This is a genomic window from Ruegeria sp. BHSB172, assembly GCF_059613165.1.
In genome coordinates this window covers 35,917-62,056 of record NZ_JBXWRZ010000017.1, presented here as the reverse complement: position 1 = coordinate 62,056, position 26,140 = coordinate 35,917, and the positions used below count along the sequence as shown (strand labels likewise).

The 26,140-nt window shown below is 61.3% G+C and carries 26 protein-coding genes; 18 read left to right on the top strand and 8 right to left on the bottom strand.

The window, feature by feature from the left end; translation table 11 throughout:
- Positions 1-27 precede the first annotated feature (27 nt).
- Together AC2FM3_RS10240 and AC2FM3_RS10235 are read right to left on the bottom strand one after the other, a co-directional pair.
- Positions 28-600, bottom strand: coding sequence for a YceI family protein (locus tag AC2FM3_RS10240; protein ID WP_496681320.1), 573 nt, complete (start codon positions 598-600; stop codon positions 28-30).
- A gap of 128 nt (positions 601-728) precedes the next feature.
- Positions 729-1,247, bottom strand: coding sequence for a hypothetical protein (locus tag AC2FM3_RS10235; RefSeq protein ID WP_496681318.1), 519 nt, complete (start codon positions 1,245-1,247; stop codon positions 729-731).
- A 283-nt stretch (positions 1,248-1,530) separates the two neighbouring features.
- Between AC2FM3_RS10235 and rpsF the strand changes: the two genes are divergently transcribed.
- The 6 genes from rpsF (at position 1,531) to AC2FM3_RS10205 (ending at position 5,291) form a co-directional block, all read left to right on the top strand.
- Positions 1,531-1,884 (top strand): 30S ribosomal protein S6, encoded by a 354-nt coding sequence (gene rpsF / locus AC2FM3_RS10230; protein WP_149774836.1) that lies wholly within the window; start codon positions 1,531-1,533, stop codon positions 1,882-1,884.
- 28 nt (positions 1,885-1,912) lie between these two features.
- Positions 1,913-2,140, top strand: coding sequence for a 30S ribosomal protein S18 (gene rpsR / locus AC2FM3_RS10225; RefSeq protein WP_005982441.1), 228 nt, complete (start codon positions 1,913-1,915; stop codon positions 2,138-2,140).
- A gap of 12 nt (positions 2,141-2,152) precedes the next feature.
- Positions 2,153-2,770: a 50S ribosomal protein L9 gene (gene rplI / locus AC2FM3_RS10220; RefSeq protein ID WP_496681315.1), complete on the top strand. Its 618-nt coding sequence runs from the start codon at positions 2,153-2,155 to the stop codon at positions 2,768-2,770.
- A gap of 152 nt (positions 2,771-2,922) precedes the next feature.
- Entirely contained in the window at positions 2,923-3,444 is a 522-nt protein-coding gene (locus AC2FM3_RS10215; protein WP_496681313.1) for a transglycosylase SLT domain-containing protein, read from the top strand.
- 193 nt (positions 3,445-3,637) lie between these two features.
- The gene (locus AC2FM3_RS10210; protein WP_496681312.1) at positions 3,638-4,339 is read left to right on the top strand and encodes a helix-turn-helix transcriptional regulator; all 702 of its coding nucleotides are present in this window, start codon (positions 3,638-3,640) and stop codon (positions 4,337-4,339) included.
- 97 nt (positions 4,340-4,436) lie between these two features.
- Positions 4,437-5,291 (top strand): acyl-homoserine-lactone synthase, encoded by an 855-nt coding sequence (locus AC2FM3_RS10205; protein ID WP_496681309.1) that lies wholly within the window; start codon positions 4,437-4,439, stop codon positions 5,289-5,291.
- 169 nt (positions 5,292-5,460) lie between these two features.
- Here AC2FM3_RS10205 and tig read toward each other — a convergent pair whose 3' ends face one another.
- The 3 genes from tig to AC2FM3_RS10190 form a co-directional block, all read right to left on the bottom strand.
- The gene (gene tig, locus AC2FM3_RS10200; protein WP_496681325.1) at positions 5,461-6,792 is read right to left on the bottom strand and encodes a trigger factor; all 1,332 of its coding nucleotides are present in this window, start codon (positions 6,790-6,792) and stop codon (positions 5,461-5,463) included.
- Between the two features lie 184 nt (positions 6,793-6,976).
- Positions 6,977-8,098: a porin gene (locus AC2FM3_RS10195; RefSeq protein WP_496681307.1), complete on the bottom strand. Its 1,122-nt coding sequence runs from the start codon at positions 8,096-8,098 to the stop codon at positions 6,977-6,979.
- Positions 8,099-8,406: 308 nt separating this feature from the next.
- On the bottom strand, positions 8,407-9,984 hold the full coding sequence (locus tag AC2FM3_RS10190; protein WP_496681305.1) for an NAD(P)H-hydrate dehydratase: 1,578 nt from the start codon (positions 9,982-9,984) through the stop codon (positions 8,407-8,409).
- A gap of 169 nt (positions 9,985-10,153) precedes the next feature.
- Here AC2FM3_RS10190 and AC2FM3_RS10185 point away from each other — a divergent pair, with 169 nt between their 5' ends.
- The 4 genes from AC2FM3_RS10185 (at position 10,154) to AC2FM3_RS10170 (ending at position 13,967) form a co-directional block, all read left to right on the top strand.
- Positions 10,154-10,492 (top strand): P-II family nitrogen regulator, encoded by a 339-nt coding sequence (locus tag AC2FM3_RS10185; protein WP_005982402.1) that lies wholly within the window; start codon positions 10,154-10,156, stop codon positions 10,490-10,492.
- Positions 10,493-10,524: 32 nt separating this feature from the next.
- Positions 10,525-11,931 carry a type I glutamate--ammonia ligase gene (glnA, locus tag AC2FM3_RS10180; RefSeq protein ID WP_496681303.1) on the top strand — a complete coding sequence of 469 codons (1,407 nt, stop codon included), beginning with the start codon at positions 10,525-10,527 and terminating at the stop codon, positions 11,929-11,931.
- Between the two features lie 147 nt (positions 11,932-12,078).
- On the top strand, positions 12,079-12,873 hold the full coding sequence (locus AC2FM3_RS10175; RefSeq protein WP_496681301.1) for a lytic murein transglycosylase: 795 nt from the start codon (positions 12,079-12,081) through the stop codon (positions 12,871-12,873).
- Positions 12,874-13,055: 182 nt separating this feature from the next.
- Complete coding sequence (locus AC2FM3_RS10170) at positions 13,056-13,967, top strand: hypothetical protein (RefSeq protein WP_496681299.1); 912 nt, start codon at positions 13,056-13,058, stop codon at positions 13,965-13,967.
- A 36-nt stretch (positions 13,968-14,003) separates the two neighbouring features.
- On the opposite strand, the gene AC2FM3_RS10165 is transcribed toward AC2FM3_RS10170, so the two are convergent.
- The gene (locus tag AC2FM3_RS10165; protein ID WP_496681298.1) at positions 14,004-14,747 is read right to left on the bottom strand and encodes a heme-dependent oxidative N-demethylase family protein; all 744 of its coding nucleotides are present in this window, start codon (positions 14,745-14,747) and stop codon (positions 14,004-14,006) included.
- A 123-nt stretch (positions 14,748-14,870) separates the two neighbouring features.
- On the opposite strand from AC2FM3_RS10165, the gene dddP reads away from it, so the two are divergent.
- Complete coding sequence (gene dddP / locus AC2FM3_RS10160) at positions 14,871-16,214, top strand: dimethylsulfonioproprionate lyase DddP (protein WP_496681295.1); 1,344 nt, start codon at positions 14,871-14,873, stop codon at positions 16,212-16,214.
- 3 nt (positions 16,215-16,217) lie between these two features.
- Here dddP and AC2FM3_RS10155 read toward each other — a convergent pair whose 3' ends face one another.
- Positions 16,218-16,409 carry a hypothetical protein gene (locus tag AC2FM3_RS10155; protein WP_496681292.1) on the bottom strand — a complete coding sequence of 64 codons (192 nt, stop codon included), beginning with the start codon at positions 16,407-16,409 and terminating at the stop codon, positions 16,218-16,220.
- 249 nt (positions 16,410-16,658) lie between these two features.
- Here AC2FM3_RS10155 and AC2FM3_RS10150 point away from each other — a divergent pair, with 249 nt between their 5' ends.
- From AC2FM3_RS10150 to AC2FM3_RS10125, 6 genes are all read left to right on the top strand, one after another.
- Positions 16,659-17,888, top strand: coding sequence for a bifunctional alpha/beta hydrolase/OsmC family protein (locus tag AC2FM3_RS10150; RefSeq protein ID WP_496681289.1), 1,230 nt, complete (start codon positions 16,659-16,661; stop codon positions 17,886-17,888).
- A 177-nt stretch (positions 17,889-18,065) separates the two neighbouring features.
- Positions 18,066-19,370 (top strand): adenylosuccinate lyase, encoded by a 1,305-nt coding sequence (gene purB / locus AC2FM3_RS10145; protein WP_496681287.1) that lies wholly within the window; start codon positions 18,066-18,068, stop codon positions 19,368-19,370.
- A gap of 126 nt (positions 19,371-19,496) precedes the next feature.
- Positions 19,497-19,649, top strand: coding sequence for an adenylosuccinate lyase (locus AC2FM3_RS10140; RefSeq protein WP_496681285.1), 153 nt, complete (start codon positions 19,497-19,499; stop codon positions 19,647-19,649).
- A 100-nt stretch (positions 19,650-19,749) separates the two neighbouring features.
- The gene (locus AC2FM3_RS10135) at positions 19,750-20,289 is read left to right on the top strand and encodes a tetratricopeptide repeat protein (RefSeq protein ID WP_496681283.1); all 540 of its coding nucleotides are present in this window, start codon (positions 19,750-19,752) and stop codon (positions 20,287-20,289) included.
- A 66-nt stretch (positions 20,290-20,355) separates the two neighbouring features.
- Positions 20,356-21,453, top strand: coding sequence for a flagellar motor switch protein FliG (locus AC2FM3_RS10130; protein WP_496681281.1), 1,098 nt, complete (start codon positions 20,356-20,358; stop codon positions 21,451-21,453).
- A 97-nt stretch (positions 21,454-21,550) separates the two neighbouring features.
- Entirely contained in the window at positions 21,551-22,474 is a 924-nt protein-coding gene (locus tag AC2FM3_RS10125) for a lysophospholipid acyltransferase family protein (protein WP_496681279.1), read from the top strand.
- A 4-nt stretch (positions 22,475-22,478) separates the two neighbouring features.
- Here AC2FM3_RS10125 and AC2FM3_RS10120 read toward each other — a convergent pair whose 3' ends face one another.
- Positions 22,479-23,177: a DUF1223 domain-containing protein gene (locus AC2FM3_RS10120; protein WP_496681278.1), complete on the bottom strand. Its 699-nt coding sequence runs from the start codon at positions 23,175-23,177 to the stop codon at positions 22,479-22,481.
- A gap of 226 nt (positions 23,178-23,403) precedes the next feature.
- Here AC2FM3_RS10120 and acnA point away from each other — a divergent pair, with 226 nt between their 5' ends.
- Positions 23,404-26,094, top strand: coding sequence for an aconitate hydratase AcnA (acnA, locus tag AC2FM3_RS10115; RefSeq protein ID WP_496681276.1), 2,691 nt, complete (start codon positions 23,404-23,406; stop codon positions 26,092-26,094).
- Positions 26,095-26,140 lie beyond the last annotated feature (46 nt).

Below are 26,140 nucleotides of genomic sequence, written 5' to 3'. Positions count from 1 at the left end.
GTTTTCTCTTTCACATCCTGGAACGGATCAGTCGGCCTTCTGCGCCTCGATCGAAATCTGGATTGCAACTTCATCACTGACGAACGGCGCGAACTTTCCCAAGCCGAAGTCGCTGCGCACTAGTGTCGTGGTCGCATCAAAGCCTGCCCAGGGCTTGCCGGCCATCGGGTGCTCGCCCACCTGGTTCAGCTTGGCGTCCAGAACAACCGGCTTGGTCACGCCGTTCAACGTCAGGTCGCCGGTGATCTTGGCGGTGGTCTCACCGGTCACCTCGATGCTGGTCGAGGTAAAAGTCACCATCTCGTCCTCGGTCGCTGCAAAGAAGTCTTCGGACATGAAGTGATCTTCGCGCGGCTTCCAGCCGGTGATCATCGACATGACCGGCATCGACACGGTCACGCTAGACGCGGCGGGGTCTTCCTGGTCGAACATGATCTCGCCCTCAAAGCCCGAGAACATGCCGGTGGTGGTCGAAAAGCCCAGATGATTGTAGCTGAAGATCACCTGGCTGTGGCTGGAGTCTAGAACGTATTTCTCGGGCGCGGCGAAGGCAGCGGTGGCAGTGGCGGCAAGCGCGGCTGCAAGAAGGGTGGTTTTCATGTCGATCTCCAAAAATAATGTAACCGCAAACCCACTGGGTTGCTTGCCAAAGAAAATGTGCCGCCCATGGGCGGCACACAATCCATTTAAATCTCACAAGTTCTGTTCTTTTTTGAACAGACCGAGTTTCAGGCGAAAATCGTCACGTTTCCGCTCAGTTGACCCTTGAGCGCTCGGCTGACATCCGCCGATTGCAAGGGCAGCTTCATCAACAGGCTGCCATCCACCTCGAACAGTTCGACCTGGTCGTCGGCAAAGCGGGCGCCGCCCAGGCTTTCGTAGGACCGGCGCAGAACGGTTTGGGGGCGACCGTTTCCATTTTTTTGCAAAACCCGCACTTCGCGGCGGATCGGATCGAAATAGGCGTCGGGACGCGGGTCCAGCACTTCGATCGTCAGCAGGCTGACCCCCAACAGCAGGAACAGCATCGAGACGGTCAGCTTGAACCCCCAGACCTCTGCACCGGAAATCGACCCCGGCATCAGCCACATCGAGAAAGCCGCGATGATCAGCGCTGCGCCGACCACGCGAAACAGCACCAGCCGCGCCTTCCAGTTTGGAGCGAAGGTGATCAGCACCGGCACCGATTTTTCATAGGCCTTGCCGGTCTGTGCCTGCTGGAACGTGTTGGTGTTCGTGACCGCCATCTTCTTTTACCCTGTCCATGTCCGTGTTCAGTGGCCCCAGTGGGTGCCGGATTTGTCGAAAGAGTCGGCTCGAAAAGCGTCAGGAATTGGGCGGCGGGGTGTTAATGGGGTGGAAAAACGGCGGCCCCAGACGCAAACCCCGACAGGTCTTGCCCCCCCGCCAGAAACGTGTATACCGAGCCATCCTTCGTAAATCGCATGAATCGCGCAGCCTCTCGTGGCAGGGTCGCGAAGGTTTCTGGCCCCGCCTATGAAATGCGCCTTGATACAAACAGGAGTGAACATGCCACTGTATGAGCATGTAATGATCGCGCGTCAGGACCTGTCCAACGCGCAGGCCGAGGGCCTGATCGAACACTTTGGCACCGTACTGGCTGACAACGGCGGCAAGCTCGTCGACAGCGAGTACTGGGGCGTCAAGACGATGGCCTACAAGATCAACAAGAACCGCAAGGGCCACTATGCCTTCCTGAAGACCGACGCCCCCGCCGGCGCCGTTCAGGAAATGGAGCGCCTGATGCGCCTGCATGACGACGTGATGCGCGTTCTGACCATCAAGGTCGATGAACACGAAGAAGGCCCGTCGGTTCAGATGCAGAAGCGCGACGAGCGCGAAGGCCGCCGCGAGCGCCGTTGATCAACGCCTGAGGAAAGGACACCAAACCATGGCCGCAAAACCGTTTTTCCGCCGCCGCAAGGTCTGCCCGTTCTCGGGCGACAACGCGCCCAAGATCGATTACAAGGACACCCGTCTGCTGCAGCGCTACATTTCCGAGCGCGGCAAGATCGTTCCGTCGCGCATCACCGCCGTTTCGGCCAAGAAGCAGCGTGAACTGGCCCGCGCCATCAAGCGCGCCCGCTTCCTCGCCCTGCTGCCCTACGCCGTGAAGTAAGGAGAGACTGACATGCAAGTTATCCTTCTGGAACGCGTCGCGAAACTGGGTCAGATGGGCGATGTCGTCGACGTCAAGCCCGGCTACGCGCGCAACTACCTGCTGCCCCAGGGCAAGGCTCTGAGCGCATCGGAAGCCAACATCGCATCCTTCGAAGCCCAGAAAGCGCAGCTGGAAGCGCGCAACCTGGAAACCAAGAAAGAAGCCGAAGCCCTGGCCGAAAAGCTGGACGGTCAGCAGTTCATCGTGATTCGTTCGGCGTCGGACGCTGGCGCGCTGTACGGCTCGGTCACCCCGCGTGACGCCGCCGAAGCCGCAACCGCAGCCGGTTTCAGCGTCGACAAGAAGCAGGTCGCGCTGGTTGCCCCGATCAAGGAACTGGGCCTGCACACCGTTGCAGTGCGCCTGCACCCCGAGGTCGAGGTCGAGATCAAGCTGAACGTCGCCCGTTCGGAAGAAGAAGCCGAACTGCAGGCCTCGGGCAAATCGATCCAGGAACTGGCCGCCGAGGAAGAGGCAGCTGCCGATTTCGAGATCGCCGAACTGTTCGACGACATCGGCTCGGCCGCTTCGGACGATGAAGACCTGGCCGCTGAGGCCCCGGCCGAAGGCGACGAAGCCAAGGCCTGAGTTCTCGACGAACCTATTTTGGGAAAGGCCGCGCAGACGCGTGGCCTTTTTCTTTTGTTGGCCGATCGGGCAGCATTCAGCCGACGCGCTGCCGTCTGCTTGCAGCGCGGTGTTGCAATCTTATCATGGTCGCAAAGTGACAGGAGAGCCCCATGCCCGACAAATATCGCCGCGGTTTTCTGAAATTTCTTATGGTTGCGCCCTTGGCTGCGTGCGGCACCCCGAACCCGGACGTGGTATCGCGCACCGCGACATTCGATCCGCCGCTCTACCCGAACGAAACACCCCAATTGAGGGCATCGATCAACAAGTGGGCCGACCACTACGGGCTGCCACGGGAATTGGTGCACAAACTGGCAATCCGCGAGAGTACCCACCGCCCTTGGGCCGTGAACCGACCGTATTACGGCCTGCTGCAGATCCTGCCTGCGACTGCAAGATCAATGGGTTACAAGGGCAAGCCCGAGGGGTTGCTGGATGCCGACACCAATCTCGAGTTTGCCGGGAAATACCTGCGGGGCGCCTGGATGCTGTCGGACGGCGACATGGATCGGGCCATATTTCTTTATGCCAAGGGCTACTACCCCGAGGCCAAGGCGCGCGGCATGCTGGTGGAAACGGGACTGCGTCCCGACTTATCGGGGTCATCAGGCTACGGCGCGATCCGATCATGACGATCCGCAATGCGGCGATCCCGCTCGACGGTTTCAAAAAATTCGCTCCGACCGTTGGCAATGGCACCCAAAACGACAATATGATATGCACAAAAAGCTTGCGTCTTGCTCAACACTTGACGCAACGTCGATACATTAAAGGGACAGAACCGGCATTTCGGGGGAAAATGCCAACGGAACAAAGGTTGGACTGGTGAAACTTATCGACTTGGCCGCGATTGACCATGGGGAACGGTCGGCCTTCGACATCATTGATTCTGTCTGTAACGAACTCGGCTTCGACTATGCGTCCTATGCCACCACGCATCCCGTGAAGGGTGACGTGCAAGGCTATGCCAACTATCCAGAAGAATGGAAGATACACTATGGGACGCAGGGCTATCATCATCTTGATCCCACTCTGTACCAATCGGCCCTGAGCATCGCGCCGGTCGATTGGAGCCGTTTCAACCACGATGACAAGTTCAATGCGGTATTCCGCGATGCACATGATTTTGGAATCACCGACCGGGGCCTGACCGTCCCCGTCCGCGGTCCTTACGGCGAGTGCGGGCTGCTGAGCGTCACCAAAGACTGCTCGGATTCGGAATGGAAAAAGCTCAAACGCCATGTCATGGGCGACCTTCAGATGGCGGCGGTTCAGGCGCATGACACGGTGATGCAATCGGGGGTTCTGGCCAAAGCCTTGTACCTGCCAACTCTGTCCTCGCGCGAAAAAGAGATTCTGCAATGGGTTGCCGAAGGCAAGTCACAGCAGGATATCGGAGATATTCTGTGCATTTCTCACCGTACGGTCGAAGTCCACTTGCGGTCCGGACGCGAGAAACTTGGCGCTCTGACCACTGCGCAGGCGATCGGCCGAGCCATCGGCCTGGGCTTGATCTACCCCGGCTAACCGAATTAAGGCAGAAAATTACGGGAAATCCCCAATAGTCATGTTTCCAAAGTTGGTTAATCTCAACTTCACGGTAACCAGACTGTAGGGGGATGGAATGATCATCGTAATTGATGGTATCAACCAGCACAAATTCAAAGACGTCCTGGACGAAATGTTCAAGCTGCGCGCACGCGTTTTCGGGGATCGCTTGGGCTGGGAAGTAAACATTAAGGATGGCCGGGAACGCGATCATTTCGACGACCTCAATCCTGCCCATGTTGTCAGCATCAGCGACGAGGGCGATGTTGTCGGCTGTATGCGTCTCTTGCAGACGACCGGTCCGCATATGCTGGCCGATGTGTTCAACTCGATCTTGGATGGTGAGCCGCCGATCCGCAGCGCCCAAGTGTGGGAAGCGACGCGTTTCTGTGTCGATACAAAGAAACTTGGTCGCGGACGGGGCAAGAACTCAGTGTCCTATGTTACCAGCGAGGTCATGATCGGTTCCTTCGAATACGCGATGGAAGCCGGCGTCATGGACGCAGTGGCCGTCATCGACCCGGTCATGAACCGCGTCCTGCAACGTTCGGGAAATGCGCCGTATGACTATGTCGGAACAGCCAAACCGATGGGCAAGGTTGTAGCCATGGCTGCCCTGATGGATTGCTCGGAAGAGCGGATCACGTCCATCCGGAACTACGCGGGAATCGACCATGACGTGTTCCTGAGCGACCAGCAGGCCCGCGACCTGTTCGACAGAATCGAGACAACGCAATTGTCGCCGGCGAACCGGGATCACAAACCCCTGTCCGAGCTCGAAACCTATTTCGTCGAACAGATGGCCGCGGCCAAGACCGAATCTGAACGCCAGGCCGTGCTGAACCTTATCGAGGCGTTGTCGGACCAGTTCACGCCCGAACAGAAAACAGCTCTCCTCCAGACCCCCCGTGCTTTTGCTCATGAGGCCTGACCCCCTCACCTCATAAGAACAAAAGCCACCCATGCGGAGCCGCCCCATTCCAGGCGGCTCCGCTTTTTATTTGGGGGGGTCTTCTGACACGGGGCAGACAAAAGAAAAGGCCCCCTGCGCGGGGGCCTTTGAACATTACGGTCAATCGGTTTCCGGCTGACGGAGATTGTTATTCCTCTTCCAGCGCTTCGACGGCCTTCTGCAGGTCGTCCTTGCCGACCTCCTTCTCGGTGACATCGGCCAGTTCGACCACATAGTCGACGACCTTGTCTTCGAAGATCGGCGCGCGCAGTTGCTGCTGCATCTGAGCATTCTGCTGAACGAATTCGAAGAACTGACGCTCTTGCCCCGGATACTGGCGGGCCTGGTTCATGATCGCCTGGGTCATCTCGGCATCGGTGACCTCCACCTCGGCCTTCTGGCCCAGCTCGGCCAGCAGCAGGCCCAAGCGCACGCGGCGCTCGGCCAGCTTGGTGTGCTCTTCGGTGGGCTCGATCTCTTCGTGATCATGGCCCTGGACGTCGGGGTTCTCTTCGTGCCACAGCTGGTGCGCGATCTGCTTGGCTTCAGCCTCGACAAGGGTCGGCGGCAGATCGAACGACACCATCTTATCCAGCTCGTCCAGCAGGGCGCGCTTCATCACCGCTCGCGAGGCGCCGGCATATTCGGCTTCCAGGCGCTCGGCGATCTGCTTTTTCAGCGCGTCCAGATCCTCGGCACCGAATTTCTGGGCCAGCTCGTCGTTGATCTCGGCTGCGACGGGCTCTTTCACCTCTTTCACGGTGCAGGTGAACACGGCCTCTTTGCCGGCCAGGTGCTCGGCTCCGTATTCCTCAGGGAAGGACACGGTCACGTCCTTCACCTCTTCGGCCTTCACGCCGACCAGTTGATCCTCGAAACCGGGGATGAAGCTGTTCGATCCCAGAACCAGCGGATAGTCTTCGGCCGAACCGCCTTCGAAGGGCTCACCGTCAATCTTGCCGACAAAATCGATGACGACCTGATCGCCCTCTTTCGCCTTCGAGCCCTTGCGGCGGGCTTTGAAATCCTGCGCGGTTTCGGCCAGGTTCTTCAGAGCCTCTTCCACGGCGGCGTCGTCGGCCTTGACCACCAGCTTTTCCAGCTTAACGGACTTCAGATCAACCTCGGGGATTTCCGGCAGCGCCTCATAGGTCATCTCGACGTGAACGTCGTCGCCTTCTTTCCAGTCCTCGTTGGTCATCTTGACTTGGGGCTGCAGGGCGGGACGATCGCCACTCTCCTCGAAATGCTTGTTCATGGCGCCGTCGATGGTCTCTTGCATGGCTTCGCCAAGCAGACGCTGGCCGAACTGCTTTTTCAGCAGCGCCATCGGCACCTTGCCTTTGCGGAAACCTTTCATCTCGATTTCCGGCTGGGCTTCGGCCAGTTTCTCGTTGACCTTCTCGTCCAGCTCGGCGGCGGTGACAACGATGTTGTAGCCGCGTTTCAGACCTTCGTTCAGCGTCTCGGTAACCTGCATTCTGGTAGTCCCCATAGGATTCGGGGCGCGCAAAACGGGCGCGCCGGGCAAATTTGACGCCTTCTATTTGCCCAGCCGCCGAAGGGCAAGGGGCAAGGTGCCTGTTCGGCTCCGATTTGCCGCCCTGCCCTACAAAAAACGCCCCGGACCGGGCCGGGGCGCTTGGATTGACGGTTTGACGCGATCAGAACTTCCAGCGCGCGCCCAGAACCCAGGCTTCGTTCTTGTCGAACGATGTGCCGTCGTCGAAATCGTGGTTGCGGTATTTCAGGTAGGCATCGGTGTTGATGCTGTCGATCCGCTGGACCACGGCGATGCCCCAGGAGTCAGTGCTGGAGCCGTCAGTGTCGAAGTCCGACCCGTCATAATAGTCGATGCCGACGCCCGTCTTGCCCCAGGACACCCAGTCGCCTTCATAGGCGATCTTGGTGTACCAGAAACTCGGGTCGCTCTGGCCTGCGACGTTGTCACGGCTGCCGGCCGCCGCGGTAAAGCTGAACCCGCTGGGCAGCAGCACCGAGGCCGACCCCACGGTATCGTTGCGCTCGCCCGACCCATTGTCGAAGTCGCGCACGGCATAGGCGAGGCTGGCCGCAAACTCGACACCACCGGCGAAGGTGTTGTTGTAGTTCACCGCCACGTCGTAATAGTCGTCGTCATCGCTGCTGGACAGGATGTTTTGGCCATAGGCGAAGCTGGCCGAGAATCCGCTGAAGTCAGGGGTGTCATACCGCACGCGGCCACGGCGCGCGCCGTCAAAGTTGCTGGTGCTATCGCCCACGGTTATGCCACTCAGGGCCCCGTTGGTTCCACGGTAGAAGAAGCCCGAGTTTTCGTCGGCCGTATAGGAATACAGCGCCGTCCCCACATAGGACAGGTCGGTTTGCGCCGCCCCGTCCGATGCCATGCTGCCCTGACCGGCCGAGAATTTACCCCAGCTGCCCTTCAGCCCGAAATCGACATAGCGGATGTCTTCACGGGTCCAGCCGCTGAAATTGGTGCCGTTCTGGTTCCACTCGGTCGAGTTCGGCAGACCCAGCGCGGTCTCGAAGCGAAAGGTGAACTCGTTCTGTCCGAAGGGCTGCAGCAGGCTCAGGCCGACGCGGCTGTTGGACAGGTCGTTGTCCAGAAGGCGGGTGTCAGTATCCTGACCATCATCCACCGAGATGATTGCCGGGCTCAGTTGCCCGTACAGAAGGACATATCCGCCCGAGTTGTTTTCGTATTTCATTTCAGCCGCGGCGGGGATCGCCGTGGTGGCCGCCAGCAGCGCTGCGGCCGAGGGAAGTCTGAGATTAAGTGTCATTTCGTTCACCATGAATGCTTCAGGTTTCGGATACTGCTCAGATGTTCAGTCGAACCTTGCGGTTCCAGTGGTCCTCCGCCCACCATGGCCGGACATTGCAATTTCGCCACACACTGCGACGCGATTACGCCAAGATACAAAGTTTTTTCAATGCTTTAACTTTTCCACTTCGCAACATCATCAAAGCTGCGAATGAATTCTGCCACTTGGCCATGCATATAGCAAACACTGGCTCTGCAATTGCGCAGGCTTGACGGCAGAAATTCGCCGGAAATCCGGTGATTTGTACTGGAAATGTCACCCAGAGTTCATACCTGCAACAGTCTAAGCACCTCCGGCAGCTGTTCGGGCAGATCCTCGGCAATCAGGCCAGGCCCGAAACTGCGGGCGCACTCGACATGCAGCCAGGCGGCGATCTCGGCCGCCGTCGGCGCGGAGAACCCGCGCGCCAGCAGCCCTGCGATGAACCCCGACAACACATCACCGGCCCCGGCCGTCGCCAGCCAGGGAACGGCGCGGTCGTGGTGGGCCGAATTGACGATACAGCGGCCATCCGACGCGGCGATGACCGTATCCGCGCCCTTGAACAGAACCGTGCAACCCGCACGCTTTGCAGCGTCGCGCACGGCATCGACCTTGGAATAGGCCGGCCCCTTGATCGGAATTTCGGCCAGCCGGGCCGCAAGATCCGGGAACAGGCGCGCGAACTCGCCACCATGGGGGGTCAGAACGCAATTCTCGCGAAGAAGGCGGAACAGTGCTGCGGGCGCGTCGGCGAAGGCGGTCAGCGCGTCCGCGTCCAGTACTGCCGGCCGAGGCGATACATCGCCGCCCCCAAGAGCCACCGGCACCAGTTCGCGCGCACGCTCAAGCCCCAACCCCGGCCCGATGCAGAGCGCATTCAGGCGCTCATCCCCCAGAACCTCGGTCAGGCCCGCCGCCCCGTCGACCCGCCGCAACATCAGCGCGGTGATCTGGCCGGCCACCTCCGACTGGGCAGACGGCGGCACCGCCAGAGTCACCAACCCCGCCCCGATCCTCAGTGCCGCGCGCGCGGCCAGCCGCGCGGCTCCGGTCTTGCCGGAGCCACCAGTCAGGACCAGTGCATGACCATGCGCATATTTGTGCCCGGCACCGGCCTTGGTCAGCAGATGCGGCAGCACTCGGCAGTCTCGCGCGATCGGCGTCTTACTGTTGTACAGCGCACCGCCTTCGCGGCGCCGGATCCCCAGCGGCTTGACCGCCACCTTGCCCGAGACGGCCGCCGCTTCGGCCAACCGATGCCCCAGCCGGGGGCGTTCGAAGGTCACCGTCAGGTCGGCGCCCGAATTCGCGTGCGCTTCGAACAACGGGCGGCCGCTGTCTGCGCAATATCCCGACGGCATGTCCACCGCGACCACCCGAACCGGAGAAGGCCCCTGACGCATCACTCCCAGCAACCCCAGCACCTGCGTGACTGCCGGGTCGAGCCTGCGGGACAAGCCCGTTCCGAACAGGGCATCCACCACCACCGAGGGACGCTCCGGTGGCGGACCAGTAAAGGCCTCGATGGCCTGAACGGTCCCGCCCAGCGCCGTCCACCTGTCAAAATTCACCTTGGCGTCCGGCGGCAGTTTTCGAGGTTCGCCAAAAAAATACACACCGACCTCCCACCCCCAGTCCCGCATCAGACGCGCCAACACGAATCCGTCGCCGCCATTGTTGCCCGGGCCGCACAGGACAACCGCACGCTGGGGTTCTTTGGCAAGATCGGGCCATTCTTCTAAAATCGCCTCGAAAATGCCACGCCCGGCCGTCTCCATCAGATCCAGCCCGGTGGCCTGACCAGACTCGATTGCCTCTTGCTCGATCGCCCGCATCTGCGCTGCCGTCAGCAATTCCGCCATGTCATGCCTCCTGCCGATTCAGTTTCGTCCATTTTTTGTGCAAGTCGCCCATTTTTTAAACCGCCCTTCGTTTTGCACCGCCCGGCTGGCTCGCAAACCCGCATTCGGATTGCCCCGTGATCTTAGACGTGGTGACTGCGGTTCTGACAACCATGCGAGGTGAGCCGGAATGAAAAAGATCGAAGCGATCATCAAGCCGTTCAAGCTGGATGAAGTGAAAGAAGCGCTCCAAGACGTGGGCGTGCAGGGCCTCAGCGTCATCGAGGTCAAGGGGTTCGGTCGTCAGAAAGGGCATACCGAACTGTACCGCGGCGCCGAATACGTCGTCGACTTTCTTCCCAAGGTGAAGGTCGAGGTCGTTCTGGAAGACGATCAGGTCGATGCCGCCATCGAGGCCATCGTCGCGGCCGCCAAGACCGACAAGATCGGCGACGGCAAGATCTTCGTCTCGCCCGTCGAACAAGCCATTCGCATCCGCACCGGAGAAACCGGCCCGGACGCGTTGTAATCGCAATTCTGCAAATCTAGAGGAACAGTATTATGAGCAAGGACGCAGTTCTTCAGCTGATCAAGGAAGAGGGTGCCGAATATGTCGACATCCGCTTCACCGACCCGCGCGGCAAGCTGCAGCACGTGACCGTGATGGCGGATCAGGTCGATGAGGACTTCCTGGACGAAGGCTTCATGTTCGACGGATCGTCGATCGCCGGCTGGAAGTCGATCGAAGCATCGGACATGAAACTTATGCCCGACACCGAAAGCGCCTATGTCGATCCGTTCTACGCGGAAAAGACCATCTGCATTCACTGCTCGGTGGTCGAGCCCGACACCGGCGAACCCTACGAGCGTGACCCGCGCGGCACCGCGCAGAAGGCCGAGGCCTACCTGAAGTCGTCGGGCATCGGCGACGCGGCGTTCTTCGGCCCCGAAGCAGAATTCTTCCTGTTCGATGACGTGCGTTTCTCGAACAGCATCAACAAGGTATCCTACGAAGTTGATGCTACCGACGCATCGTGGAACACCGACACCGAATACGAGATGGGCAACATGGGCCATCGTCCGGGCGTCAAGGGTGGCTACTTCCCGGTGAACCCGATCGACGAAGCCCAGGACCTGCGTTCGGAAATGCTGTCGACCATGAAGCGTCTGGGCATGAAGGTCGACAAGCACCACCACGAAGTGGCCTCGTGCCAGCACGAGCTGGGGCTCATCTTCGACAGCCTGACCAAACAGGCCGACGAGCTGCAGAAATACAAGTATGTCATCCACAACGTGGCGCACGCCTACGGCAAATCGGCCACCTTCATGCCCAAGCCGATCGCGGGCGACAACGGCACTGGCATGCACGTGAACATGTCGATCTGGAAAGACGGCAAGCCGCTGTTTGCTGGCGACAAATATGCCGACCTGTCGGACGAGGCCCTGTGGTTCATTGGCGGCATCCTCAAGCACGCCAAAACCCTAAACGCCTTCACCAACCCGTCGACCAACAGCTACAAGCGCCTGATCCCGGGCTTCGAAGCCCCCGTTCTGCGCGCCTACTCGGCCCGCAACCGTTCGGGTTGTGTCCGTATTCCGTGGACTGAATCGCCGAAAGCCAAACGCGTCGAGGCCCGCTTCCCCGACCCGTCGGCAAACCCCTACCTGGCCTTTGCAGCCTTGCTGATGGCCGGCCTGGACGGCATCAAGAACAAGATCGATCCGGGCGAGGCGATGGACAAGAACCTCTACGATCTGCCCGCCGAAGAACTGGCCGGTATCCCGACCGTCTGCGGCAGCCTGCGCGAAGCTCTGGAGAGCCTGGCAGCCGACCACGACTTCCTGCTGCAGGGCGACGTGTTCACCAAGGATCAGATCGACGGCTACATCGCGCTGAAGATGGAAGAGGTCGAAACCTACGAGCACACCCCGCACCCGGTCGAGTACGGCATGTACTACAGCTGCTGATCGCAGCAGGTTGATGCTACCTTTTCAAGGGCGCCCTGCGGGGCGCCCTATTTTTGATTTGGGCGCTCCGGGTTCAGCAAAGCGCTTTGTAGTGTTGCCGACAGGCTTTAACCTTGGTCTCAGTCATTTTTTGAACGGATTGATGCTATGATGCGCGCAGCCCTGCTTGTTTCGGCCCTGTCCCTCGCTCCGGCGACTGCTCTGGCCGCCCCCTGCGGCAATGACGGCAGCGGTTTCGAAATGTGGAAAACCAGTTTCGCCCAACAGGCCCGCAGGGCTGGCGTCAGGAAGAAGGGGCTGCAGGCATTGGCCCAGACCCGGTATGCGGCCGGCACGATCGCCGCCGACCGCAATCAAAAAAGCTTCAGATATTCGCTGGGCAAATTCCTGCAGATCCGTGGCGCCGACACGATCGTCGCGCAGGGCCGCAAACACAAGGCTCGCAACCCGCAATTCTATGCCGCGCTCGAACGCCAATACGGCGTGCCGGCCGGTGTTCTGATCGCCATTCACGGCATGGAAACCGGGTTTGGCCGCTTTATGGGAGACAGCCAGGTCGTTTCCGCAATTACAACACTGGCCTACGATTGTCGCCGATCCGAGTTCTTCATTCCACACGCCATCGGCGCCCTGAAACTGGTCGACCAAGGCAGTATTTCGATGGCAACAAAAGGGGCAAAACATGGCGAGTTGGGCCACACGCAGTTTCTTCCCGGGAACGCCCTGCGCTATGGCGTAGACGCCACCGGAGACGGCAGGGTCGATTTCTATAACCCGACCGACGCGCTTGCCTCGACCGCGAATTTCCTGCGCAAGAAAGGGTGGAAACCCGGCCGCGGCTACCAACCGGGAGAGCCGAATTTCGCGGTGTTGCAGCAGTGGAACGCGGCCAGCGTCTATCAGCAGGCCATCGCGATCATGGCTGCCCGAATCGATAAATGATACCCGGCCGGCGCTACCGACCGCGCCCCCAATTTCGCCACAATGTCGCCACAGTACCTAAGATTTTGGTCTAATTTCTTGGTTTCCAAAGCGTAATCAATCATCGGATTTCCGTTCTTTTTTGCAGAATGGTCAAATTTCCTCCCCGTTGTCCTGCTAGGTTTATTTTCAATGATGCCGACTTGAAGGAAAGTCTTGTGACCTCGAAGCACTCATATCACGGCGGCCTGCAGTTCCAGGGAGACCCGGATGGCGCGCTCGAACGCTTCGGCGAGATCGTTGCCGCCACGCTCGAGGATTACGGCCATCTGGTCGAGCGCAAGGCTCTGCTCAGCGCGAACGAGGCAAGTATCGTAACCAGCCAATATCTGGTTTCCCTCATCGTCGAAACGGAAAGCCCGGAAACGCCCCCGCAATGCCGTCGCGATCAGATGGCCGGGCTGAAAACGATCATCCGTCCCGCCGCGGCCCGTCCCAGAAACCGTCTGACTGTATCACTGTTGCCCGTGTCCGGGCTGCTCGACGATTCCGAGATCTCGGAACTGATGCTGGTGGTGATGCTGTACCGGATGGTCGATATCTGCACCACCCAGCGCGTGGAATGGCTGTCGCCGAAAACCGTTCTGACGACCGAGCAGTTCATGAGCGCGTTTGATACGTTCATGCCGCGCAAGATCCGCAGTCGGCACGACGCATTTCGCGTCGTCAGCGGCCCGTTCGCCGGTCTACGGACCGAAAACACCGACGTCGAGATCGACGAACTGCCAGCCCCGAAGGCAACCAGCGGCCGCCCGATCCAGCTGACGGATGATCAATTGCTGAGCATCGCCTTCAGGGCTGAGGCCAACGAACCGCAAGAACAGGTGACCGAGGACGAGGACCGCCCCAGCGATGCGCTGCGCCTGAGCAGCTGGGCCATGACCGGAATCGTGGCCAGCATGTCGGCGCCTCTTGCCCTGTCGCTGGCAGCTGTGAACCTGATCAAGGGCGAGGATTTCCGCCTGAACACTCAGGTAATGGTCTTTACCGTGGCCATCGTTTCGCTGAGTTCCAGCAAGGTGTTCGCCGGAGCGGCCAACGCGCTGGGCATGTAGCCGAAATTCAAAGAACCCTCCTTGGAGGCCCCGCCGTCAGGCGGGGTTTTCCATTTCTGGCAGCCGCTCGACCGGCAAGACATAGGTGTGGATCGAGAACACAACTGCCTGCGACTGCGGCAGCCGCACCAAGGTCTGACGCTCGCTGCGCAGGTACCGTGCAGTTCCGCGGTTGCGGATCTCGCGCGGGGCGCTGGCACTGCGGGGCTGGTGCAACTCGGGGTCATCGTACCACAGCGCGTTGAACCGCCACAAAGGCCGAGCAATTTGAATCCCGTCAAACAGGCGCTGCACCCGGCGCGCGATGTTGGGATCATAGCTGTCGACCGGCTCGTGAATGGCGATCAGTGGTCGCATGAATTTCTCGGACAGACGCCAGCTGGCGGGAAAGCACAGGATGGCCCCGGTCAGCACATGCTCGTCGCCCCGTTTCTGCAGGATGCAGAAATCCTCCTGCGCCAGCAGGCAAAGCGTATCCAAAGGATTGTCGCGGTCAATCGGCACGGCGGCCCCATCCGGGCGCTGCGCGGTGTCGGCCGCCTCGGGATAGGCCTGCGCCAAGACCAGATCCAGCAGTTCGACGGCGGCCGGGTGGGCCTGCGGGTCCAGCGCAAGCACGTCGTCCCGACGGGTTTCAAGCAGGTGCTGGCGGTGGCGCATTTGCGCGGCGAAGGCATCATCGCGATGAAGCCAGTCCTCCATCGTGGTCGGCGCGATCCCCAGTAGCGGTCGCTGTTGTTTCGGATCGTAGGGCAGAGTCTGTTGCAGAATGGCTGTCATGGCCTTGGGTTAGCACTCCAAACAGGCCTTGTCGGTCAAAAAGCGACTGGCAAATCGTCGCAATTCACCCAGACGGGGCCGCCCTGCCCCTTCAGGCTGAACCGGCAAGCAGGGAGGCGCGCCGTGAACCACCACTACCGAGACACCCGCAAGATCGACCCCAGCCGCGGCGCGACGCTTGGCGACGGCACGCCGAACGACAATGACCGGATCGAGATCGGCCCCACCCAACTTGCATTCAGCGAATGGGCCGCCGCCGGGTTGCAACTGCCCAACGTGGACCGGATGCGCGAATATCGCTGGAAACGGCTGACTCAGGCAATCGTCGATCGAGGCTATGGCGGGCTGCTTATGTTCGACCCGCTCAACATCCGCTATGCGACCGACAGCACCAACATGCAGCTGTGGAACACACACAACCCGTTCCGGGCGGTGCTGCTGTGCGCCGATGGCTACATGGTGATCTGGGACTACAAGAACTCGCCCTTTTTGTCGAAATTCAACCCGCTGGTGCGGGAACAGCGCTCGGGCGCGGACTTGTTCTATTTCGACAGGGGCGACAAGGTGGACGTACAGGCGGACGTGTTCGCCAACGAGGTGCGCATACTGATGCAGGACCACGCCCCCGGCCACACCCGGCTGGCGGTGGACAAGATCATGCTGCACGGCCTCCGCGCTCTCGAGGCACAGGGCTTCGAGATCATGGAGGGCGAGGAAGTCACCGAAAAGACCCGCGCCATCAAGGGCCCTGACGAGATCCTTGCCATGCGTTGCGCCAGCAACGCCTGCGAAACCGCCGTGGCCGAGATGGAGAAGTTCGCCCGCACCTATGTTGGTGACGGCAAGACCTCCGAGGATGACATCTGGGCCGTTCTGCACGCCGAAAACATCAAGCGCGGCGGTGAATGGATCGAAACGCGCCTGCTGGCCTCGGGGCCGCGCACCAACCCGTGGTTTCAGGAATGCGGGCCGCGGATCACTCAGAAGAATGAAATCATCGCCTTTGACACCGATCTGATCGGCAGCTACGGCATTTGCGTCGACATCTCGCGCACTTGGTGGATCGGGGATGAAAAACCCCGGCCCGACATGGTCTATGCCATGCAGCACGCGCATGAGCACATCATGACCAACATGGGCATGCTGAAGCCCGGCGTTATGATCCCCGAGTTGACCGCCAACTGCCACAGGCTGGACGACAAGTTCCAGGCGCAGAAATACGGCTGCCTGATGCATGGCGTGGGCCTGTGCGACGAGTGGCCTTTGGTGGCCTATCCCGACAAGGCGGTGCCCGGCGCCTATGACTATCCGCTGGAACCCGGCATGGTGCTGTGCGTCGAGGCAGCCGTGGGCGAAGTCGGCGGCGATTTCTCGATCAAGCTCGAGGATCAGGTGCTGATCACCGAGGATGGATACGAAAACCTGACCACCTACCCGTTCGATGCCGCTCTCATGGGGCTCGAATAGGTCTCAATCCGTCCAGTACGAGCGGCGCACATTTCCGCGCCTATCCTCGGGCGCGGGCTGCTCGATGCCGGCTTGTTCGGAGTCCAGCGGCCAGGTCTGGCCCGCGGCAAAATCCAGCGTAGCAGTCAGCAGCAGCCCCGGCAAAAGCCCGAGGTGATAGCGGTGACTGTGATGGATCGGTTCAACATGTGTCATCGTAGAAATCCTGTTTCATTGTTCGACGAAACATGAGCATGGGGACATCCGAACCATTTACGAAACGAATATCTGATCGCTGCGACACCACAATCCCTGAAGTTTTACCTTCCCGAGACAAACAAGCCGCAACACCTTCACGATTCAACGCTCCCCTCTCACCTTGGCGTGACGCGCCTGACACAGGGGTTGAGGCCCCCGCGCCCGGCCCCCAGTATTGCGGGAACCCGATCAACGGAAGGAGCGGCCATGCCGACCGAACGCATCACCTTTGCCGGACACGACGGCAGTCAATTGGCTGCACGCTTGGATCTGCCCGACGGGCCGGTGCTGGCGACGGCGCTGTTTGCCCATTGCTTCACCTGCTCAAAGGACATCCCCGCCGCCCGGCGGATCAGCGCGCGGCTGGCGGCGATGGGCTTTGCGGTGCTGCGGTTCGATTTCACGGGCCTTGGCCATTCCGAAGGCGAGTTTGCCAACACCACCTTTACCACGAACGTGCAGGACCTGATCGCGGCGGCTCAGTATCTGGCCGAGCGGAACATGGCGCCGGATCTGCTGATCGGGCATTCCCTGGGTGGGGCGGCCGTGTTGCGGGCTCGGGCCGGGATCCCCTCGGTCAAGGCGGTGGTCACCATCGGCGCCCCGGCCGACCCCGGCCATGTGGCCCATCACTTCGAGGGCGCACGCACGCAGATCGAACAGGATGGCAGCGCCGAGGTGCTTTTGGGCGGACGGCCGATCCGCATCGGGCGCGACTTCGTGCGCGACATATCGGAATCGGCGCTGATCCCGGCAATCGAGCGCCTGAAGGCCGCTGTGCTGATCCTGCATGCCCCGCTCGACGAAACCGTGGGCATCAACAATGCCAGCACGATCTTTCTGGCCGCCAAGCACCCCAAAAGCTTTGTCACGCTGGATGATGCCGACCACCTGATCACCCGCCCCAGGGACGCGGACTATGCCGCCGACGTCATTGCCGCCTGGGTGTCGCGCTATGTGCCACTGTCGCCACCCGCCCCACCGCCGGGCGCACCCGAAGGCGTCGTGCGCGTAACCGAGGTGGACCCGAACGGATTCCTGCAAGACATCCAGTCAGGCCCGAACCATCATGCCGTGGCCGATGAACCGGCTTCCTACGGCGGCACCGATCGCGGCATGTCACCCTATGGGTTCGTGTCGGCCGGGCTGGGCGCCTGTACCTCAATGACCATCCGCATGTACGCCCGGCGCAAACAATGGCCGCTGACCGGGGTCACCGTGGATGTCTGCCACGACAAATTGCACGCGCAGGATGCGGGGCTGGCCGGCGATGGCAAGGTGGACCAGTTCCGCCGCAAGATCCGCCTGGCTGGGCCTCTGGATGAGGCCCAGCGGGCCAAGCTCCTCGAAATCGCCGAAAAATGCCCGGTGCACCGCACGCTCGAGAACTCGGCCCATATCACGACCGAACTGCTGCCGGCCCAGGACCCGGTCTGACCCGGCCCGAGGCCGCCACAGGGCACAGACAGACCGGGGATCGGCGGGCGGTCGGCCAGAACGGCGCTTGTGCGGGGGCAAACCGTCTCAGTAGGTCCTTCGCGGCTTGCCGGATGTGCCGGACAAGGCTATGACCCGCGCCGACACCCATTGCCAATCACGAAGGTCCTGCCGCCCATGATCCCCCGCTATTCCCGCCCCGAAATGGTCGCCGTCTGGTCGCCCGAGACCAAGTTCCGCATCTGGTACGAGATCGAGGCCCATGCCTGCGACGCGATGGCCGACCTGGGCGTCATCCCGCGCGAAAACGCCGAGGCCGTCTGGAAGGCCAAGGACGTGGAATTCGACGTGGCCCGTATCGACGAGATCGAGGCCGTCACCAAGCATGACGTCATCGCCTTTCTGACCCATCTGGCCGAGCACGTCGGCAGCGAAGAGGCCCGTTTCGTCCATCAGGGCATGACCAGCTCGGACGTGCTCGACACCTGCTTCAACGTGCAGTTGACCCGCGCCGCTGACATCCTGATCGCCGATCTCGAAGGCCTGCTGGCCGCGCTCAAGCGCCGCGCCTACGAGCACAAGGACACTGTCCGCATCGGCCGCAGCCACGGCATTCATGCCGAGCCCACCACCATGGGCCTAACCTTCGCGCGCTTCTACGCCGAGATGGACCGCAACCTGTCTCGGATGCGCGACGCCCGCGCCGAGATCGCCACCGGCGCCATCAGCGGCGCGGTCGGCACCTTCGCCAATATCGACCCGCGTGTCGAAGAACATGTCTGCGAAAAACTTGGCCTGGTACCCGAGCCGATCAGCACGCAGGTCATCCCGCGCGACCGCCACGCGGCCTTCTTTGCCACGCTGGGCGTGATCGCCAGCAGCATCGAGAACATCGCCATCGAAATCCGCCACATGCAGCGCACCGAGGTTCTGGAAGCCGAGGAGTTTTTTTCCAAAGGCCAGAAGGGCTCGTCGGCGATGCCGCACAAGCGCAACCCGGTTCTGACCGAAAACCTGACCGGCCTGGCCCGGCTGGTGCGCATGACCGTGATCCCGGCGATGGAGAACGTGGCCCTGTGGCACGAGCGCGACATCAGCCACAGCTCGGTCGAGCGCAACATCGGCCCCGACGCCACCGTAACTCTGGACTTCGCCCTGCACCGCCTGACCGGGGTGATCGACAAGCTGGTGGTCTATCCGGACAACATGCTGGCCAACATGAACAAGTTCCGCGGTCTGGTCATGAGCCAGCGCGTGCTGCTGGCCCTGACCCAGGCCGGCGTCAGCCGCGAGGACGCCTATCGCCTGGTGCAGCGCAACGCGATGAAGGTCTGGGAAGAAGGCAAGGACTTCAAGACCGAACTGCTGGCAGACCCGGACGTGACGGCAGTGCTGAGCACGGAAGAGATCGAAGAAAAATTCGATCTCGGCTATCACACCAAGCATGTCGACACGATCTTCGAGCGGGTGTTCGGCGAGTAACCCTCGACGCATGAACGGCTTTTTTGGGGCCCGGATCGCACAGTACGATCCGGGCCCCTGTCTTTTGCGAAAACATCCGAAATCGGCTATGCTGGATGGGCAATTTCCGTTCAAGGAGAGCCCACCATGATCCGCATGACCCTCTGCGCACTGGCCCTTGCCCTGTCCGCCTCGTCCGCATTCGCCTGCCAAGCCCACAGCAAGCAATCGCAATCCTGTGCGCCCGGCACGACTTGGGATTCGGCCTCGGAAAGTTGTGTGAAAAACGCCAGCAGCTGAGCATCTGACCCAGTTGTGAACTGATCCGGGCGATTTCCTGTTAGCTTTTCCTCGGAACGCGCTATGCTTTGCCCAAGCGAATTTCGAGATGGAGTTTGACATGCGCCTTTTGTTGGCCTCGGCAATTGCCCTTCAAAGTTTTGCCTTTGCCCCCGCGGTCAGTGCCGCAGGCGGGGACAGCAGCCCCCCGAAACCGACAAACACCACGAAGAAATGCCTGTTCGGCAGAGTCTATGACGAGGCGGCGGGCCGCTGCGTCAAACCCAACAAGACCAATTTCACCGACGACCAACTGTATCAGGCCGTGCGCGAGATGGCCTATGCCGGCCAATACGAAAACGCCCAATCCGTGCTGCGCATCATGGATCAAGACGACGACCGCGTCCTGACCTATTGGGGCTTCACCTACCGCAAGATGGGCAAGGTCGATCTGGCCAACGCCCATTACATGCGCGCGATTGCGGCGAACCCCGACAACATCCTGGCACGCAGCTACATGGGCCAAGGTTTCGTGGCCGAGGGCAAGACCGACCTGGCCATCGCCCAATGGCGCGAGATCAAGGCCCGGGGCGGTGAAGGCAGCTGGGCCGAAGCGTCGCTGCGACAAGCGATCCGCACAGGGTTGACCTACAGCTACTAGAGTTCAGCTTTTCTTTACGCGACTCTCGCTAATCTGCCTGCGCAACGAATTTGACAGCACAGGCAGATGCAAGACTCCAACGCTTTGGTTCAGACGGCCCTGGGCGCCACGCCGCTGGCGGCCGAACAACAGGACGACGCGCCGCGCGTGGTTCCCCGTCACCTGACACCCGGACAAAAGGCCGCGATCATCGTGCGCCTGCTATTGAACGAGGGTGCGGATTTCCCGCTCGAGGAACTGCCCGACGAGCTGCAGGAACGGCTGACCGTGCAACTGGGGCAGATGGGGCTGGTCGATCGGGTGACGCTGGCGGCGGTGGCTCAGGAATTCGCCGATGCGCTCGACAGTGTCGGCCTGGCGTTTCCGCACGGGCTGGCGGGCGCGCTGGACGCCGTGAACGGCAAGATCGCCCCCACGACGGCCGCACGGCTGCGCAAGGTGGCGGGCATGCGCCAGGTCGGTGACCCGTGGCAGCGCCTGCGCGACGTGCCGGTCGAGGATCTGGCCCGCATGGCCCAGGCCGAAAGCACCGAGGTGGCGGCGGTCATGCTTTCCAAGCTGGATACAGCGACGGCCGCGAAACTGCTGGGGCATCTTCCCGGCCCGGTGGCACGCCGGATCACCTATGCGGTCTCGAAAACCACCAATGTCTCGCCCGAGGCGGTCGAACGCATCGGCTGGTCGCTGGCCGCGCAGTTGGATCAGCGCCCGACCCCGGCCTTCGGAGACGAGCCCGGAGCGCGGGTGGGGGCGATTCTGAATCAATCCTCGGCGGCCACCCGGGACGAGTTGTTGAGCGCCCTCGAAGAAGAAGACAAGAGCTTTGCACAAGCGGTGCGCCGCTCGATCTTCACCTTTGCCCACATCGCCAAACGCATCGCGCCGCGGGATGTTCCCGCGGTCTTGCGCGGGATTGACCAGCTCGTTCTTGTCACCGCGCTGGCTGGTGCAAACAGCGACGAAGACAAAGCATCTGCCGAGTTCCTGCTTTCCAACATGTCGTCGCGCATGGCCGACAACCTGCGCGAAGAAATTGCCGAGCGTGGCAAGGTCAAGCAAGCCGACGCCGAAGAAGCCATGACCCAGGTCGTGGGCGCCATCCGCGCGCTGGTCGATGAAGGCACGATCACCTTGAACGAAGAGGAGGCCGAGGGCAGGGACTGATCCCCTGCCCGACCGTCCGCCCATACGGTGCTTGTGGTTGCCCGGCACCCTCTGTATGTCTGGCCCCGCAATTCACATAACCCGTCGAGAACCTCGCATGCCCGCCGAAAAGTCGGAACTGAGCCGCGTTCAGCTTGCAAAATATTATGTCGCCAACCTGTTTCTGAAAGGCGTGATCGGCACCATGCGCTTGCTGCCCTACGAGCGGCGGATCGCAACGATGGGCGCGATTGCACGAGCGCTGTCGCCGCTGGTGGGGTTCACCAAGCGGGTGCGCAGCAACCTGAGATTGACCTGCCCCGAACTGACCGAGAGCGACGTCAAACGCATCTGCCGTGCAGTACCCGACAATGCGGGCCGCGCGATCATGGAGCATTTCTCGCCCGAGGATTTCACCAAAAGGCAAAAGGCTGCCGTCGTGACCGGGCCGGGCTTGGCCGCATTTGACCGCGCCGTCGCCGAGGGCCGCCCGGTGATGATGATCACCGCGCATTTCGGGCATTACCTAGCCGCGCGGATCGCGTTGCAGGCGCACAGCGGCAAACCGATCGGCTGCTTGTACCGGCGCATGGCCAACCCCTATTTCAACGAGATGTATGTCGAAGCCTTTCATAGGACCGGCAAGCCGATGTTCGAACAGGGGCGCCGGGGCATGGTGGAAATGGTGCGTTCGTTGAAGAATGGCGGCATCATCGCCATCGTGTCCGACCTGCACGCCCATGGCGGCGAAGAGCTGACGTTTTTCGGCAAACCGGCGGTGACCTCGGTTCTGAATGCTGAACTGGCCATGAAATACGATGCAGTGCTGATCCCCTGCTATGCGGTGCGCCAACCCAATGGCATCGATTTCCAGATCGTTCTGCATGACCCGGTGCCGCATTCCGACCCCAAGACCATGACCCAGTTCATCAATGATGATCTGGAAGGAATGGTGCGCCAGCACATGGGTCAGTGGTTTTGGATTCACCGGCGCTGGAAAGCCTGGAACGGCCTGGGCGTTCAGCCTGAAGACATGCCCTGAGCCCTCAATCCACCCGCGCGGCCGCGATGATCGGCCCGTGCCCGGCCTGTTGCAGCAAGACCACGGCCGGCAACTCAGACGCCACCGAGACCTGGAACACCTGCGGCCCGGCCCCATCCCATTGCCCGCCGACATGCCAGGCGTCGATCACGTTGGTATAGTCCAACTCGCGCCCGGCCAATTCACCCCGGCGGATCGAGGCGTGACGCAATGGCGTGTATTGCACGACCCGGACGTCATAGACTGTGCCCGATGGCAGATCGACCGGGGCAACCTGGACCGAAACGGTATCACCGGTTCGCGTCGCCGACACCTGCGCCATGGGCGGCGCGCTCAGATGGCTATCGATCACCCGTTCCAACTGTTCGCGTCTGGCCCCGACGATATCCTGCTCCCCGTTGACCACCATCTGCGGCGTATAGATCATGTCGCGCCCGCCCCGGCGCGCATAGGTGCGCTGGCGTGTGGTGTGGAACGGGTTGGCGTATTCGTCCTTCCAGCCGATATAGTCCCAGTAGTCCACATGCAGGGCCAGGCCGATCACGTCATCACGCTTGGCCAGATCGTGCATGATCGCATCCGCCGGCGGACACGAAGAACAGCCCTGCGAGGTAAAAAGCTCGACCACCACCGGACCGTCGGCCGCGGCCGGGACGGCGAGAAACAGGGACAGAAGGGTGGCGGTCAGTCGATGTCGTGGCATGGTCGGCTCAAGGCTCGTGGTTTACGGGAACCGGTTTACAGCCCGTCCGCGTCAAGGGCCAATCAAGGTTTCTTGAGACCAGTTTCGGCGGCAATCCGCAAAAATGTGTGCAATGGTATACAAAAATTGCCGCACCCGCCCTGTTGGACCTTGAACCGCAGGCCTTGGTGATGCAGATACCGCTCAGCGAATCCCAATGCCACGTCATTTGAGAGGGAGGCCACAGATGCCCATCAAAGTCGGACAGGATACCGCCAAGACACGCCGCAGCCTGAGCGTGAATGGCAAGTCCATCTCGTATTACTCGATCCCCGCCGCGCAAGAGGCCGGTCTGGGCGATTTCTCCAAGCTTCCCGCCGCGCTGAAAGTGGTGCTGGAAAACATGCTTCGGTTCGAGGACGGCGGTTTCTCGGTCTCGGTCGATGACATCAAGGCTTTTGCCGAATGGGGCGCAAACGGCGGCAAGAACCCGCGCGAGATCGCCTATCGCCCGGCCCGCGTGCTGATGCAAGATTTTACCGGCGTTCCGGCCGTGGTGGACCTGGCCGCGATGCGTGACGGCATCAAGGCGCTGGGGGGCGATCCGCAGAAGATCAACCCGCTGAACCCCGTCGATCTGGTCATCGACCACTCGGTCATGATCGACGAGTTCGGCAACCCGCGCGCCTTCCAGATGAACGTGGACCGCGAATACGAACGGAACATGGAGCGCTACCAGTTCCTGAAATGGGGCCAGAACGCGTTTAATAACTTCCGCGTCGTGCCTCCGGGAACCGGCATCTGCCACCAGGTGAACTTGGAATACCTAGCCCAGACCGTCTGGACCGACACCGACCAGAACGGTGAAGAGGTCGCCTATCCCGATACGCTGGTCGGCACCGACAGCCACACCACCATGGTCAACGGCATGGCCGTTCTGGGCTGGGGCGTAGGCGGGATCGAGGCCGAGGCCGCGATGCTGGGTCAGCCGATCTCGATGCTGATCCCCGAGGTCGTCGGTTTTGAACTGACCGGCGAGATGGTCGAAGGCACCACCGGCACCGACTTGGTTCTGAAGGTCGTGGAAATGCTGCGCGCCAAGGGCGTGGTGGGCAAGTTCGTAGAATTCTACGGCGAAGGCCTGGACCGTCTGCCGCTGGCCGACCGCGCGACCATCGCCAACATGGCGCCTGAATACGGCGCGACCTGTGGCTTCTTCCCGATCGACAACGAAACCCTGCGCTACCTGCGCAACACCGGCCGCGACGAGGACCGCATCGCGCTGGTCGAAGCCTATGCCAAGGAAAACGGTTTCTGGCGCGACGAGAATTATGCCCCGGTCTACACCGACACTCTGTCGCTGGACATGGGCACCATCGTCCCTGCCATCTCGGGCCCCAAGCGCCCGCAAGACTATGTGCCGCTGACCAACGCCAAGGCCGCCTTCCGCAAGGAAATGGAAAACACTTTCAAACGCCCGATGGGCAAGGAAGTGCCGGTCAAAGGCGAAGACTACACCATGGAATCGGGCAAGGTCGTGATCGCCTCGATCACCTCGTGCACTAACACCTCAAACCCCTATGTGATGATCGGCGCCGGTCTGGTTGCGAAAAAGGCGCATGAGCTGGGCCTGAACCGCAAGCCTTGGGTGAAAACCTCGCTGGCGCCGGGATCGCAGGTCGTGTCCGAATACCTCGAGGCCGCCGGCCTGCAAGAGCATCTGGACGCCATCGGCTTCAACCTGGTGGGTTACGGCTGCACCACCTGTATCGGCAACTCGGGCCCGATCCAGAAAGAGATCTCGGAAGCCATCGCCGAGGGCGATCTGGTGGCAACCTCGGTCCTGTCGGGCAACCGCAACTTCGAAGGCCGGATCTCGCCCGACGTGCGCGCCAACTACCTGGCCTCGCCGCCGCTGGTGGTGGTCTATGCGCTGGCCGGCACGCTGGACATCGACCTGACCTCGGAACCGATCGGTCAGGACAAGGACGGCAACGACGTCTACATGAAGGATCTCTGGCCGAGCCAGAAAGAGATCTCGGATCTGGTCGAAGCTACCGTGACCCGCGAGGCGTTCCAGTCGAAATACGCCGATGTCTTCAAGGGCGACGAGAAATGGCAATCGGTGGAAACCACCGATGCCGAGACCTATGACTGGCCGCCGACGTCGACCTACATCCAGAACCCGCCCTACTTCCAAGGTATGGGGGCACAGCCGGGCACCATCTCGAACATCGAAGGCGCCAAGGTTCTGGCTATTCTGGGCGACATGGTCACCACTGACCACATCTCGCCGGCTGGTTCGTTTGCAACCACCAGCCCCGCAGGCAAATACTTGCTGGAGCGCCAAGTGCAACCGCGCGAGTTCAACTCGTACGGGTCGCGCCGGGGCAACCATGAGGTCATGATGCGCGGCACCTTCGCCAACATCCGCATCAAGAACGAGATGCTGGACGGCGTCGAGGGTGGTTACACCAAAGGCCCCGATGGTCAGCAGACCTCGATCTATGACGCATCGATGGCCTATCAGGCAGAAGGCACGCCGCTGGTCGTGATCGGTGGCGAGCAGTATGGCGCCGGTTCCTCGCGGGACTGGGCGGCAAAGGGCACCGCGCTGCTGGGCGTCAAGGCCGTGATCGCAGAAAGCTTCGAGCGTATCCACCGTTCGAACCTGGTGGGCATGGGTGTCATCCCGTTCGAGTTCACCGCCGGCGACAACCGCAAGACGCTGGGCTTGAAAGGCGACGAGACCTTCTCGATCCACGGTCTGGACACGATCCAGCCGCTGCAGGAGGTGCCCTGCACCATCACCTATGCGGACGGGACCGAGAAGACCATCACGCTCAAGTGCCGCATCGATACCGCGCCCGAGATCGAATACATCGAAAACGGCGGCGTGCTGCACTACGTGCTGCGGAACCTGGCCAAGGCCAGCTAAGCCGGCACAAAGCCAAGAACACAAGGGCGCCCCGACCGGGCGCCCT